This is a genomic window from Nitrosomonadales bacterium, assembly GCA_016716325.1.
Taxonomy (GTDB): Bacteria; Pseudomonadota; Gammaproteobacteria; order Burkholderiales; family Gallionellaceae; genus Gallionella.
The window spans coordinates 284,831-298,240 of the sequence record JADJWO010000001.1 but is presented as its reverse complement, the minus strand read 5'-3'; the positions used below and the strand labels follow the sequence as shown (position 1 = coordinate 298,240).

Below are 13,410 nucleotides of genomic sequence, written 5' to 3'. Positions count from 1 at the left end.
AATCGAATGGCGCAAGTCTAATAGCTTATGAAAGGAAGTGGAAATGCTTCTGACAGGAATGGTCGCGGAGCAAGTATCCGTCGGCTCAGGAGTCGCTCGCCTCGTCAACGGGTGGCTGTGTTCCCCCGGATTCAGGGGCTTCTTTCTGCGCCAGTTTCTTCAGGCGCTTTTCTTCCTGTTTTTTCTTCTTGGCGAGTTCTTTCTGGCGCTTCTCGAAAGTGTAATTTGTCTTGGCCATTGGTAATCCTGTTCGATGAATGGGTGGCGTTCCTACTCCATGTACATCCCGCCGTTCACATGCAGCGTGACGCCGGTGATGTAAGCAGCACCAGGGCCGGCAAGGAAGGCGGCGGCGGCGGCAATGTCAGCAGGCTGACCGAGGCGCTTCAACGGTACATGCTCGACCAGTTTGGCGCGCTGTTCTTCGCCCAGTGCATGGGTCATGTCGGTGTCAATGAAGCCCGGCGCGATGCAGTTCACGGTGATATTGCGGCTGCCGATCTCCTGCGCGAGGGATTTGCTGAAACCCGCCATGCCGGCCTTGGAGGCGGCGTAGTTCGACTGGCCGGGGTTGCCCATACTGCCGACCACCGAAGAGATGTTGATGATGCGCCCGCCCCGCGCCTTCATCATCGCGCGCAGTACGGCGCGGCTCATGCGGAACACGGACTTGAGGTTGGTCGCCAGCACGTCGTCCCATTCCTCGTCGCTCATGCGCGCCAGCAGGTTGTCCCTGGTGATGCCGGCATTGTTGATCAGAATGGAGACTTCGCCGAACTGCTGGCGGATCGCGCCCAGCACCTGCTCGGTCTGCGCCGCGTCGTTGACGTTCAGCGCCATGCCCGCGCCCTTGATACCCGCCGCCGCCAGATATTCGCCGATGGCTTGCGCGCCCTTGTCGCTGGTCGCGGTGCCAACCACCGTCGCGCCCTGCTTGCCGAGTTCCAGTGCGACGGCCTGTCCGATGCCACGGCTGGCGCCGGTCACCAATGCGATCTGTCCTTGCAGTGTCATATCCCTCTCCTTATGCGAGTGCGGTCAAAGCGGTCTTCAGCGCTTCGCCGTCGTTGATGGCCAATGTCTGCTGGTTGGTGTCGATGCGCTTGTTCAATCCGGCCAGTACCTTGCCGGGCGCGCATTCGGCATTGTGCGTGAGGCCCTGTTTGCCGAACTCCAGAACGGTCTCGACCCAGCGCACCGGCGAATACAGCTGGCGCACCAGCGCATCCTTGATCGAAGCGGCGTCGCTATAGGCGGCCACGTCGGCGTTGTGTAACACCGGGATGGACGGCGCATGCACCGAGACGTTGCCAAGATACTCGCGCAACTGCTCGGCAGCGCCCTTCAACAGGCTGCAATGCGACGGCACGCTCATCGGCAGCATGATCGCGCGCTTCGCGCCTTTGGCCTTGGCAAGTTCCATGCCGCGTTCGACCGCGGCGCGGTTCCCGGCAATCACCACCTGTCCGGGCGAATTGTAATTCACCGCTTCCAGCACTTCGCCCTGCGCGCCCTCGGCACACACCGCGCGTACCGTGTCGTCATCCAGTCCGAGGATCGCAGCGATGCCACCCACGCCTTCGGGCACGGCCTGCTGCATGCATTGCGCGCGGAAGCGCACCAGCGGTAGCGCGTCGGCGAAGCTCAGCGCGCCGGCTGCAACCAGCGCGGTGTATTCGCCCAGGCTATGTCCTGCCATCATCGCCGGCAGCGCTCCGTTCTGCGACTGCCAGGCGCGATAGACCGCCACGCCTGCGGTCAGCATGATCGGCTGGGTGTTCACCGTAGTATTCAGCTCGGCATCCCCGCCCTCGGCGACCAATTGCCACAAGTCCTGTCCAAGCACGTCGGATGCTTCGGCAAAGGTATCCCGCACTGCCGGAAAATCGGCGTAGCCGTTCATCATGCCGCGCGACTGGGAACCCTGTCCGGGAAATACGAATGCGAATTTAGTCATGGGATCACCTACCACTTGATAAGAATAGCGCCCCAGGTGAACCCACCACCCACGGCTTCGATCAGGATGTTATGTCCGGCCTTGATGCGGCCGTCGCGCACCGCGGTATCCAGCGCCAGCGGGATCGACGCGGCCGAGGTATTGCCATGTCTCGCGACTGTCACCACCACGTTGTCCATACCGAGACCCAGCTTCTTCGCGGTCGCCTCGATGATACGGATATTGGCCTGGTGCGGCACCAGCCAGTCGATGTCGGCGCCCTTCAATTGTTGAGCTTCCAGGACCTCTTCGACCACGTCGCTCAGTACCTTCACCGCGAACTTGAAGACCGCCTGCCCGTCCATCTTGATGAACGGGTCGCCGTCGATTTCACCGTTTCGGACATTGCCTTCGGCCTTGAGCATGCCGCGGTGGCTGCCGTCGGAATGCAGTTTGGCGGCGACGATGCCCGGTGTCCCGGAGGCTTGCAGCAACACCGCGCCCGCGCCGTCGCCGAACAGCACGCAGGTGGTGCGATCGTTCCAGTCCAGCATGCGCGACAGCACTTCCGCGCCGACCACCAATGCGGTCTTCGCCTGTCCGCCGCGGATATACATGTCGGCGGTGTTCAGCGCGAAGACGAAGCCGCCGCACACGGCCTGTATGTCGAATGCCGCACCGCCGTTCTTGATGCCGAGTTTGTCCTGCAGCACGCAGGCCGTGCTGGGAAACAGGTGGTCGGGAGAGGTGGTCGCGACGATGATCAGATCGATCTCGTCAACTGCGACGCCCGCGGCCTCGATGGCCTTGCGGCTGGCTTGCAGGGCGAGGTCGCTGGTCAGCTCGCCTTCGGCGGCGATATGGCGCTCGACGATGCCGCTGCGGGAAAAGATCCAGTCATGCGTGGTATCGACCATCTTCTCGAGGTCGTAGTTGGTCAGCGTCCTGGCCGGCAGGTAACTGCCGGTTCCAATAATTTTCGAATACATCAGGACACTCCTTCCGCTGTGCTCTTGCGCTCGTGGTGCCACTTCTCGATATGCTCACTGATGTGCTGCAACATGCCTCCACGCGCCTCCTCTGCGGCCCGCTCGATCGCACAGCGAAAAGCCAGTTTGTCCGCCGATCCGTGGCTTTTCACTACGATCCCTTTCAAGCCAAGGAAACTCGCGCCATTGTAGCGGCGGTGGTCGACCCTGCGCTTGAACGCGTTCAGCACGGGCAACGCGACGACAGCGGCCAGCCTGGTGAAGATATTGCGCTTGAACTCCTCCTTCAGGAAACCGCCCAGCATCTGCGCCAGCCCTTCGGTAGTCTTCAGCGCGACGTTGCCGACGAAGCCGTCGCACACCACCACGTCGGTCGTACCCTTGAAGATGTCGTTACCCTCGACGTTGCCGTAGAAGTTCAGGTCGCTGTTACGTAGCAGTTCGGCGGCCTGTTTGACCACCTCGTTACCCTTGATGTCTTCGCTGCCGATGTTGAGCAACCCAACCGAGGGATTGGGCTTTTGTTCCAGCGCGGTGACCAGCGTGGCGCCCATTATCGCGAACTGCAGCAGATGCTCGGCATTGCAATCGGTATTGGCACCCAGGTCCAGCATACAGACCTGGCCTTTCACGGTGGGCAGATAGGAAGCGATTGCGGGACGATCGATGCCGGGAATGGTTTTCAACACATAGCGCGCCGTCGCCATCAATGCGCCGGTGTTGCCTGCACTCACGCAGGCCGATGCTTCGCCGCTCTTGACCAGATTGATGCCGACGCGCATCGAGGAGTCTTTCTTGCCGCGCAACGCAGATTGGGGCTGTTCGTCCATACCCACCACTTCGCTGGCCGGATGGATGCGCAAATGCACACCCGTTTGCACGCCCAAGGAGCGCAATTCCGCCTCGATGGCATCGGGGATGCCCACCAGGACAATGGTATCGCCGGGAACCCGCTTCAGGTATTCAATCGCAGCCGGGATAGTGACCGTAGTACCGTGGTCGCCTCCCATCGCATCTATGGCCAATGTGACATCCACTTAAGCGGCCTCTCAGGTAACAAGAAGTTCAGGAACAAACTAAATAAAACGCAGCCGACTGTTGCAATCGGCTGCGCTACCCAATGCTTATTCGCCCTTGATCTTGACTACCTTTTTGCCACGGTAGAAACCGGTCGGACTGATGTGGTGACGCAAATGGTTTTCGCCAGTGGTCGGTTCGACCGCTGTCGCTGGATTGCTCAGGAAGTCATGGGCGCGGTGCATGCCACGCTTGGACGGGGATTTCTTGTTCTGTTGAACTGCCATGCTAAATACTCCTCAAAAAACTGTTTAATTACGCTTCAATTTTGCCAAAACCGCAAAAGGATGCTGTTCTTCCACTTGCCCATTTTCGCTATCTGTCTCCCTGCAATCGCCCGGTTCATGCCTGGGCGCGATTGGCAGGCTTAACAAAATCTCTTCTTCCAGCATGTCCGTCACATCCAGATGCGTATCTGCCAGAATGCTGTCGAACGTATCTTCCTCACCGTCCAGCGCATTCAGCGATTCCTGATCGCGCAACAACAACCGGGTGTCGATGCTCACCGCATGATCCAGCGCTTCCAGACAACGCTGGCAGCGCAATCGGCAGCTTCCGGTTATGCTGACATCCAGATACGGAATGCCTTGCGGGTCCATGCCACCTTGAACCATGTAGCCCAAATCCCCACTGGAATCCTCAAGCATATCCCGCAGGCGCGGCATCTCGGCAACCGGCACTTTACCGTCTACTTTCCTGCCGTTCCGGGCAAAATCCAGACTGTCGATGAAAGGCCGTGCGAACATGAGGCGCGCATGATATATTTTTCGCCGCACCCTGTCAAAAATCCCAAGGAATTATTGTTGAATTCTCAGTTGCTTGTCCTCGCTTCCACTTCCGTCTACCGCAGCGAACTGCTCAAACGGTTACAACTCCCGTTCGAGACCGCCGCGCCGAATGTCGATGAGACTCCCATGCCAGGCGAATCGGCGCGTGCCACTTCGATGCGATTGGCACAGGAAAAGGCCCGTGCCGTGGCCGCCGAATACCCCGACGCGCTGGTCATCGGCTCCGATCAGGTCGCTTTGCTGGAAGGACGGCAACTCGGCAAGCCGCTTACCCACGATAATGCGGTCAGACAATTGCAGGCGATGCGCGGCAAGACCACCTGTTTCTATACCGCACTGGCCCTGTTGAACGGCAAGACCGGCAACATGCAGACCGAAGTGGCGGAAAATTTGGTCACCCTGCGCGAACTGAGCGATGCCGAGATAGAAGGTTATTTGCGCAAGGAACAGCCCTATCACTGCGCGGGCAGCGCAAAATCAGAAGGCTTGGGGATAGCCCTGATGAGTTCAATGGCCGGCAACGATCCGAACGCACTGATCGGACTTCCGCTCATTCTGTTGATTGAAATGCTGCGCCGCGAAAACGTGCGCCTGTTCTGACCATGGGCACCGTTCCGACCATAAATAAAGGTATCCTGTACCTGATCCCGTGTACGCTTGGCGATACACCCGCCGGACAGGTATTGCCGCAACATGTCATCGGCATCGCGCGCGGGTTGCGGCATTTCGTGGTGGAAAAACCCAAAAGCGCGCGCCAATTCCTCGCTACGCTCAAGCCTGAGCATCCGATCCAGTCACTTGATCTGGCCAGTCTCAACGAACATACCGCCGCGAACGAAATGGCCGGGCTGCTTGCCCCGCTGCTGGCCGGACACGATGTCGGCCTGATTTCCGAAGCAGGCTGTCCGGGCATCGCCGACCCGGGAGCCGACCTGGTCGGCCTGGCACACCGCAACGGCATCCGTGTCGTGCCCCTGGTCGGGCCGTCCTCAATCCTGCTGGCCTTGATGGCCTCGGGATTGAACGGCCAGTGTTTTGCCTTCCACGGCTACCTGCCCATCGAGGAAGCGGAACGCAAAAGAACGATCGTCGCGCTGGAAGCCGAATCCGCCAAACGGAAACAGACCCAGTTGTTCATCGAAACCCCCTATCGCAACCGTAAATTGTTCGAGGCCCTGCTCGCGCACTGCCGACCGCAAACGCAACTCTGCATCGCGACCCATATCACACTTCCCGATGAACAGATAAACACACGTTCGATCGCACGGTGGAAATCACAACCGGCCCCGCCCCTGGACAAGCGTCCCAGCCTGTTTCTGCTGCTCGCCTGACATCAATAAAGTTGCTCAAAAACCCGCTTTCTGGTATTAAAGCGGACTTGATTTATCCTGTTGGAGAAGTGCAATGCCGATACAGCCTCAAAAACCCATCGCCCCATACAAATCCAAGAAGGGCGAGGCCTACATGAACCCCAAGCAACTGGATCATTTTCGCAAGATATTGAACGATATCAAGGCGGAATTGGGTGAGGACATCGACCGCACCGTGCATACCATGCAGGACGAGGCAACCGTGTTTGCCGACCCGAACGACCGCGCCACACAGGAATCCGATATGGGACTGGAACTGCGCAACCGCGACCGTGAACGCAAGATGATCAAGAAGATCGACGAGATGCTTACCAGAATCGATGCGGGAGAATATGGCTATTGTGAAAATTGCGGCATCGAGATCGGGCTGAACCGTCTGGAAGCACGCCCCACCGCCACCCTGTGCATCGACTGCAAGACGCTGGACGAGATCCGTGAAAAGCAGATTGCCAAATAATTTTGGCAATCTACTTTCGGCGGAGACTAACCTTCAGATTATGTCGGAGCCCAAAGCCCCAATGAACATTTCGCGATCTGCTTTCAGTGCAGGCTAACATACGCGAAGCTTATGTTATGCCGGAACTAAAAACAAAAAGGCCAAGGTTTCTTTGGCCTTTTGTTTTCGACGAAGATCAGCCTTCAGGTTCGGATGGACTGAACGACGCATAACAAACAGAAAAGCCCCGATTTCCGGGGCTTTTCTGTTTTGTTGCTGACAGACTACTCGGCAGACCTGGTTTCTTTTGGTTCTGGCGGAGCCAGCAGTGCCTTCATGCTCAACTTCATGCGTCCCTTGTCGTCCACTTCCAACACCTTGACTTTGACGACCTGACCTTCCTTGAGGTGGTCGGACACTGCATTCACCCGTTCGTGCGCGATCTGGGAGATATGCAACAGGCCATCCTTGCCTGGTAGCACGTTGACCAAAGCCCCGAAATCGAGCAACTTGACTACCGGGCCTTCGTATATCTTGCCCACTTCCACTTCGGCCACGATATCCTCGATGCGCTTCTTGGCCAGGCTCCCCGCTTCACCGCTTACGCAGGCGATGGTGATATTACCGAGGTCGTCTATATCAATGGTCGCTCCGGTCTCTTCGGTCAGCGCACGGATCACCGCCCCGCCCTTGCCGATCACGTCGCGGATCTTTTCCGGGTTGATCTTCATCTTGATCATGCGCGGTGCGAATTCGGAAACTTCGGTGCGCGCATTAGGCATGGCCTGCTTCATCAGACCGAGGATGTGCATACGGCCCTCGCGCGCCTGTGCCAATGCCGCCTGCATGATATCGCGGGTGATGCCGTTGATCTTGATGTCCATCTGTAGCGCAGTCACGCCGCTCTCGGTACCCGCCACCTTGAAGTCCATGTCGCCCAGGTGATCTTCGTCGCCGAGAATATCGGTCAGCACCGCAAAACGGTTGCCTTCCTTGATCAACCCCATCGCGATACCGGCTACATGCGCCTTGAGCGGCACACCGGCATCCAGCAGCGACAGGCAGCCACCACATACCGACGCCATCGAACTGGAACCGTTTGATTCAGTGATTTCCGAGACCACGCGCATCGCATAGCCAAAATCCTCCTCGCCTGGCAATACCGCAACCAGCGCGCGCTTGGCCAGACGACCATGGCCAATCTCGCGGCGCTTGGGCGAACCTACGCGCCCGGTCTCACCGGTGGAATACGGCGGGAAATTGTAATGCAGCATGAAGCGGTCACTGTATTCGCCCTGCAACGCATCGATCTTCTGAGAATCGCGCATGCTGCCGAGTGTCGCCACGACGATCGCCTGCGTTTCACCGCGGGTAAACAGGGTAGAACCGTGCGTGCGTGGCAGCACGCCGTTGCGGATCGTGATCGGACGCACGGTACGGGTGTCACGGCCATCGATGCGCGGTTCGCCGCTGAGGATCTGCCCACGCACGATCTTGGCCTCCAGCGCACTGAACAGGTCATTGACATGATTCTTCAGGCCGGGGGCCGCATCGGACGTGATGATCTCGGAGATGACCTTGTCGTGGATCGCAGCGACCGCATCGGTGCGCGCCTGCTTGGCGCGGATCGCATAAGCCTGTTGCAACGGTGCCTCGGCAAGTGCCGCGATTCTGGCGATCAGCGCCTCGTCCTTGGCAGGAGGCGTCCAGTCCCATGCAGGCGCGCCGACGGCTTCGACCATCTCGTTGATCGCCTGGATCACGATTTGCATCTGTTCGTGACCGAACATCACCGCACCCAGCATCACCTCTTCTGATAATTGTTGCGCCTCGGATTCAACCATCTGTACCGCGCGGTCGGTGCCCGCCACAACCAGGTCCAGTTGCGAAGTGGTGAGTTCAGTCGCAGTCGGGTTGAGCAGGTACTGGCCGTCCGCATAACCGACGCGCGCCGCACCGACCGGGCCGTCGAACGGAATGCCGGACAGTGCCAGCGCGGCGGATGCGCCGATCATGGCCGGGATATCCGAATCGATCTCGTTGTCGGACGACATCACCGTCGCGACGATCTGCACTTCGTTGTAGAAACTTTCCGGAAACAGCGGGCGCAACGGACGATCGATCAACCGGGAGGTCAGGATCTCCTTTTCGCTCGGACGTCCTTCGCGCTTGAAGAACCCTCCGGGAATCTTGCCGGCCGCATAGGTCCTTTCCTGATAATCCACGGTCAACGGGAAAAAGTCCTGTTCGGGCTTGGCATCTTTCCGGCCGACCACCGTAACCAGCACAACGGTGTCATCGAGACTGACCATCACCGCACCGCTGGCCTGGCGCGCGATCTCGCCAGTTTCCAGGGTAAGCTGATGATTTCCGTAAGTTAATGTTTTCTTGTAATGACTCAAAATAGACCCCTTTGTGCATGGCATGATGCGCAACCGCACCACACGAAAATAGACGTAAAAACGACGCGGGCCGCATTCGCGACCCGCTTGGTATGACTGTTACTTGCGAATTTCCAGACGCTGGATCAGTGCGCGATAGGCGGCGTCATCCTTGCTCTTGAGATAATCGAGCAATTTGCGACGACGACTCACCAGTCGCAACAGGCCGCGACGGGAATGGTGATCCTTGGCATTGTCCTTGAAGTGCGTAGTCAGATAACTGATGCGTGCAGTAATCAGCGCCACTTGCACTTCGGGGGAACCCGTGTCGTTCTTGGCACGTTGAAAGTCGTTAACGATTTGCGCTTTTTGCGCAGCGGTAATTGCCATTGGTTTTACACTCCTGAAAAAAGTTGCGCATTCTACCCCTGAAACCCCTTGTTGCTCAACCCCGAATTTTACGCCGAATCCACCCCGGCAGCCCGCTTCGCCACAGTGGACAGCAATCTTTCCGGCGCGAGCCTGCGGCCTTGTAGCAGCCCCACCCCAATGAAACCCTGCGGGCCATGCAACCTGACCCTGCCATCCGGCAAATCCGCATCCAGCGCCAGTCGCTGACCTTGCGCCAACCGTCTGATCTGGACGTCATCCAGTCGCAGCAGGTGCATATCCGGCATCAGCGATTCCAGCGGCAACACGCAGGTGTCGCGCTCGCTGTCGGTCATCGCCTCAAGTTGCTGCCAGGAATAGCCATCCCGCAGATCGAAATGGGCGATTGCGGTACGGCGCAACGCGCTCAGGTGTGCGCCGCAACCCAGCGCCGCACCGATATCCTCGGCCAGTGTGCGCACATAAGTCCCCTTGCTGCAACGCACGGTGATATCGAGCGCATCACCTTCGAAACGATCCATGTGCAACTCGTGAATCACCACGTCGCGCAGTTTGCGCTCGACCGTCTCGCCGTTACGTATGTATTCGTAGAGCGGTTTGCCATGGTGCTTGAGCGCGCTGTGCATCGGCGGCAACTGCTGAATCCCGCCACGGAACCTCCCCAGCACGGCATCGATCTCCGGCTGCGTCACCGCGACTGCGGATTCACTGACAATCTCGCCCTCCGCGTCGCCGGTCGTCGTGACCCGTCCCAGACGCAACGAGGCACGATAGGTCTTGTCTGCGTCCAGCAGCGCATTGGAAAACTTGGTGGCCTCGCCGAAACAGACCGGCAACAGACCGCTGGCAAGCGGGTCTAGCGTTCCTGTATGGCCGGCCTTCGCAGCGTTGAACAGCCGGCGTACCTTTTGCAGCGCAGTGTTGGAACTGAGTTCCAGCGGCTTATCGAACAGCAATACGCCGTCGAGCGGGCGCTTTGTCGGAGTCATACCCATTTTATATGCAGAGAAATCAGAACCGTCACGAGCACAGGCTGAACTAGGCGCGAAATCGCGAAACAGCGGAGTTTACAAGGAATAAATGAGCTTCTTGAGCCATTGAACAACACCGTTATGCCAAACGCAGCAGGTTCAGTGTTTGTCGCTGGCGACCGCCTGGTCGATAAGCTGCGACAAATGGCTGCCGCGTTCGACCGAAGCATCGTAGACGAAATGCAATTGCGGCATGATGCGCAGTTTCAGGCTGCGCGCCAGCTGGCTGCGCAGGAAACCGCCGGCGCGTTCCAGTCCCTGCTGTGCCTCTTCGTGCTTTCCGTCGAGCCGGGTAAAGAATATCTTGGCGTGGGAATAATCGCGCGCCACCTCGACACCGGTGATCGTCACCAGACGCACGCGTGGATCGTTGACCTCGAGTCGCACCAGCTCGGCCAGCTCGCGCTGGATCTGCTGTGCGACCCGGTCTGTCCTCGCGAAATTTCCCATCAAAGCGCGCGCGCGACCTCGACGATCTCGTAGACCTCGATCTTGTCGCCGACCTGGAGATCGTTGAAGTTCTTCACCGACAGACCGCATTCGAAATTGGCCTTGACTTCCTTCACGTCATCCTTGAAGCGCTTCAGGGAATCCAGCTCACCGTCATGTATCACCACATTGTCTCGCAACACACGAGCTTTCGAGCCGCGTTTCACCATGCCTTCCAGCACATAGCAACCGGCGATCGTGCCCACCTTGGAAACGGTGAACACCTGGCGTATCTCGACCATACCCAGAACGCTCTCACGTTTCTCCGGAGCCAGCATGCCGGACAGCGCAGCCTTGATCTCGTCCACCATCGCATAGATGATGTTGTAGTAACGGATATCCACGCCCGTGGTTTCCGCCAGCTTGCGCGCAGCCGCATCGGCACGGGTGTTAAAGCCGATGATGATCGCCTTGGAGGCCAGCGCCAGATTAATGTCGGACTCGGTGATCGCCCCCACGCCGCCATGGATCAGGTTGACCTTGACCTCGCTGGTGGAAAGCTTCTGCAACGACTGCGCAATCGCTTCCGCAGAACCCTGCACGTCGCATTTCACGATCAGCGACAGGGTACGCACCTCGCCTTCGGACATCTGCTCGAACATGTTTTCCAGCTTGGCGGCCTGTTGCTTGGCGAGTTTCACACCGCGATACTTGCCCTGCCGGAACAATGCGATCTCACGGGCACGCTTCTCGTCCGCAAGCACCATCAGTTCCTCGCCGGCAGACGGCACTTCCGACAATCCCTGGATCTCGACCGGAATGGAGGGACCCGCATCCTCGATCGCCTTGCCGCTCTCGTTCAACATGGCGCGTACGCGTCCAAATACCGATCCCACCAGCACCGCATCGCCGCGCCGCATGGTACCCGACTGGATCAGCACGGTTGCGACCGGCCCCTTACCCTTGTCCAGGCGCGCCTCGATGACCAACCCCTTGGCGTGAGTCTCGCGCGGCGCTTTCAGTTCCAGCACTTCGGCCTGCAACAAGACACCCTCAAGCAACTGGTCGATACCCAGACCGGATTTGGAGGATATCTCTACGAACATCGCATCACCGCCCCAATCCTCCGGAACCACCCCTTCGGCGACCAGTTCCTGCTTGACGCGCTCGACATTGGCCTCGGGCTTGTCCACCTTGGTCACGGCCACCACCATTGGCACATTGCCGGCCCTGGCGTGATGAATGGCCTCTTTGGTCTGCGGCATCACGCCGTCATCGGCGGCCACGACCAGAATCACGATATCGGTAGCCTTGGCGCCGCGCGCGCGCATCGCAGTGAACGCCTCATGGCCCGGCGTATCGAGGAAAGTGATCATGCCGCGCGGCGTGTCCACGTGGTATGCACCGATGTGCTGGGTGATGCCGCCCGCTTCGCCCGAGGCCACCCGGGTGCGGCGAATATAGTCAAGCAGCGAGGTCTTGCCGTGATCGACGTGCCCCATCACAGTGACGACAGGCGCCCTTGGTTCCAGTGGCACGTCTTTGTGTTCCCCCTGTTCGCTGAGGAAGGCATCCGGGTCGTCCACCTTGGCGGCCTTGGCGATATGCCCCATTTCCTCCACTACGATCATCGCAGTTTCCTGATCCAGCACCTGATTGATGGTCACCATCGAACCCATTTTCATCAGCGTCTTGATGATCTCTGCGGCCTTGATCGACATCTTCTGCGCCAGTTCCGCAACGGTAATGGTTTCGGGAACAGCTACTTCATGCACCACCGGTTCGGTCGGCATGGAAAAAGCATGGCTTGGCTCGGCAGGCGTATGCCGGGAGTGCTTGTCATGACGATGCGCACGCACCGGTGTCGTCCAGATAGGTGTCTTTTCGCCGGTCTTGAGCGGGGTGCGTTTCTTGTGCCCCTTCTCGTCCCAAGGACTGTTCTTGGTATCGGTCTTGGCTTTCTTGCCGGGTCTTTCCACCTTGTCGCCTGGCTTGATCGCGGGCTTGTGCAATGTTCCTTCCGGTAGTGCAGGTGCCGCAACAGCAGCTTCACCGGGCTTCGGAGCTGCCGGTTCGGCAGGCTTTTCTTCGGGTTCCGCAGCCTTGACTACCTTGCGCTTGTTGCGTTCCTGTTTGGCCTGCAATTCGGCAGCCTGGCGCGCCGCCAATTCCGCCTGCAGGCGGGCTTCTTCTTCGCGTGCCGCCAATTCCTGCTCATCCAGCAGCGGGATCTCGGCAACGGGGGCGGCCGGGACGGCTGCGACCGGAGCGTCCGCAGCACTCACCGGCGCGACCACACGGCGTTTGCGCACTTCCACCTGGATGGTGCGCGCGCGCCCGGTACTATCGGCCTTCTTGATCTCGGTCGTTTCGCGACGGGTCAGCGTGATCTTTTTGGCGGGTTTTCCGGCGCCGTGAGCCTGACGCAGATGTTCCAGCAATTGCGCCTTGTCCTTTTCGGAAATCGGGTCGGTCTCCTGTTCCTTGCTGACCCCGGAAGCCTTTAACTGCTCGAGCAGTGTAGCAACCGGCAATCCCAGTTCCGTCGCAAACTGCGCTACATTCAATTTTCCCATTACCGTC

15 protein-coding genes are annotated in these 13,410 nt (G+C 59.0%); 3 read left to right on the top strand and 12 right to left on the bottom strand.

All coding sequences use genetic code 11. The features are described from left to right. Positions 1-85: 85 nt before the first annotated feature. The 7 genes from IPM27_01340 to IPM27_01310 form a co-directional block, all read right to left on the bottom strand. Entirely contained in the window at positions 86-238 is a 153-nt protein-coding gene (locus IPM27_01340; GenBank protein ID MBK9160213.1) for a hypothetical protein, read from the bottom strand. Between the two features lie 32 nt (positions 239-270). Beyond that, entirely contained in the window at positions 271-1,014 is a 744-nt protein-coding gene (gene fabG, locus IPM27_01335) for a 3-oxoacyl-ACP reductase FabG (protein ID MBK9160212.1), read from the bottom strand. Between the two features lie 10 nt (positions 1,015-1,024). Next, complete coding sequence (gene fabD / locus IPM27_01330; GenBank protein MBK9160211.1) at positions 1,025-1,957, bottom strand: ACP S-malonyltransferase; 933 nt, start codon at positions 1,955-1,957, stop codon at positions 1,025-1,027. Between the two features lie 8 nt (positions 1,958-1,965). Beyond that, positions 1,966-2,925: a ketoacyl-ACP synthase III gene (locus IPM27_01325; GenBank protein ID MBK9160210.1), complete on the bottom strand. Its 960-nt coding sequence runs from the start codon at positions 2,923-2,925 to the stop codon at positions 1,966-1,968. Beyond that, a complete protein-coding gene (gene plsX / locus IPM27_01320) occupies positions 2,925-3,962 on the bottom strand; it encodes a phosphate acyltransferase PlsX (GenBank protein MBK9160209.1) in 1,038 nt (345 codons plus the stop codon). Before plsX ends, IPM27_01325 begins: the two co-directional genes overlap by 1 nt. Before the next feature lie 87 nt (positions 3,963-4,049). Further along, a complete protein-coding gene (rpmF, locus tag IPM27_01315; protein ID MBK9160208.1) occupies positions 4,050-4,229 on the bottom strand; it encodes a 50S ribosomal protein L32 in 180 nt (59 codons plus the stop codon). A gap of 24 nt (positions 4,230-4,253) precedes the next feature. Continuing rightward, on the bottom strand, positions 4,254-4,748 hold the full coding sequence (locus tag IPM27_01310; protein MBK9160207.1) for a DUF177 domain-containing protein: 495 nt from the start codon (positions 4,746-4,748) through the stop codon (positions 4,254-4,256). Positions 4,749-4,757: 9 nt separating this feature from the next. Between IPM27_01310 and maf the strand changes: the two genes are divergently transcribed. From maf to dksA, 3 genes are all read left to right on the top strand, one after another. Next, entirely contained in the window at positions 4,758-5,390 is a 633-nt protein-coding gene (gene maf / locus IPM27_01305; GenBank protein ID MBK9160206.1) for a septum formation inhibitor Maf, read from the top strand. Positions 5,391-5,410: 20 nt separating this feature from the next. Further along, the gene (locus IPM27_01300; GenBank protein ID MBK9160205.1) at positions 5,411-6,121 is read left to right on the top strand and encodes an SAM-dependent methyltransferase; all 711 of its coding nucleotides are present in this window, start codon (positions 5,411-5,413) and stop codon (positions 6,119-6,121) included. Between the two features lie 73 nt (positions 6,122-6,194). Further along, the gene (dksA, locus tag IPM27_01295; GenBank protein ID MBK9160204.1) at positions 6,195-6,617 is read left to right on the top strand and encodes an RNA polymerase-binding protein DksA; all 423 of its coding nucleotides are present in this window, start codon (positions 6,195-6,197) and stop codon (positions 6,615-6,617) included. 263 nt (positions 6,618-6,880) lie between these two features. Here the strand turns inward: dksA and pnp are convergent, their stop codons facing one another. From pnp to infB, 5 genes are all read right to left on the bottom strand, one after another. Then, on the bottom strand, positions 6,881-8,998 hold the full coding sequence (gene pnp, locus IPM27_01290; GenBank protein ID MBK9160203.1) for a polyribonucleotide nucleotidyltransferase: 2,118 nt from the start codon (positions 8,996-8,998) through the stop codon (positions 6,881-6,883). A 99-nt stretch (positions 8,999-9,097) separates the two neighbouring features. Next, a complete protein-coding gene (rpsO, locus tag IPM27_01285; protein MBK9160202.1) occupies positions 9,098-9,367 on the bottom strand; it encodes a 30S ribosomal protein S15 in 270 nt (89 codons plus the stop codon). 68 nt (positions 9,368-9,435) lie between these two features. Continuing rightward, positions 9,436-10,356 carry a tRNA pseudouridine(55) synthase TruB gene (gene truB / locus IPM27_01280; protein ID MBK9160201.1) on the bottom strand — a complete coding sequence of 307 codons (921 nt, stop codon included), beginning with the start codon at positions 10,354-10,356 and terminating at the stop codon, positions 9,436-9,438. A 141-nt stretch (positions 10,357-10,497) separates the two neighbouring features. Next, a complete protein-coding gene (gene rbfA, locus IPM27_01275; GenBank protein MBK9160200.1) occupies positions 10,498-10,851 on the bottom strand; it encodes a 30S ribosome-binding factor RbfA in 354 nt (117 codons plus the stop codon). Continuing rightward, positions 10,848-13,403 carry a translation initiation factor IF-2 gene (infB, locus tag IPM27_01270; protein ID MBK9160199.1) on the bottom strand — a complete coding sequence of 852 codons (2,556 nt, stop codon included), beginning with the start codon at positions 13,401-13,403 and terminating at the stop codon, positions 10,848-10,850. The genes rbfA and infB overlap by 4 nt, the downstream gene beginning before the upstream one ends. Positions 13,404-13,410: the final 7 nt, after the last annotated feature.

Excerpts from the sequence above, each read along its gene's own strand:
- IPM27_01340 (MBK9160213.1), bottom strand. The coding sequence starts at position 238 with ATGGCCAAGACAAATTACACTTTCGAGAAGCGCCAGAAAGAACTCGCC.
- fabG (MBK9160212.1), bottom strand. The coding sequence starts at position 1,014 with ATGACACTGCAAGGACAGATCGCATTGGTGACCGGCGCCAGCCGTGGC.
- fabD (MBK9160211.1), bottom strand. The coding sequence starts at position 1,957 with ATGACTAAATTCGCATTCGTATTTCCCGGACAGGGTTCCCAGTCGCGC.
- IPM27_01325 (MBK9160210.1), bottom strand. The coding sequence starts at position 2,925 with ATGTATTCGAAAATTATTGGAACCGGCAGTTACCTGCCGGCCAGGACG.
- rpmF (MBK9160208.1), bottom strand. The coding sequence starts at position 4,229 with ATGGCAGTTCAACAGAACAAGAAATCCCCGTCCAAGCGTGGCATGCAC.
- IPM27_01310 (MBK9160207.1), bottom strand. The coding sequence starts at position 4,748 with ATGTTCGCACGGCCTTTCATCGACAGTCTGGATTTTGCCCGGAACGGC.
- maf (MBK9160206.1), top strand. The coding sequence starts at position 4,758 with ATGATATATTTTTCGCCGCACCCTGTCAAAAATCCCAAGGAATTATTG.
- dksA (MBK9160204.1), top strand. The coding sequence starts at position 6,195 with ATGCCGATACAGCCTCAAAAACCCATCGCCCCATACAAATCCAAGAAG.
- rpsO (MBK9160202.1), bottom strand. The coding sequence starts at position 9,367 with ATGGCAATTACCGCTGCGCAAAAAGCGCAAATCGTTAACGACTTTCAA.
- truB (MBK9160201.1), bottom strand. The coding sequence starts at position 10,356 with ATGACTCCGACAAAGCGCCCGCTCGACGGCGTATTGCTGTTCGATAAG.
- infB (MBK9160199.1), bottom strand. The coding sequence starts at position 13,403 with ATGGGAAAATTGAATGTAGCGCAGTTTGCGACGGAACTGGGATTGCCG.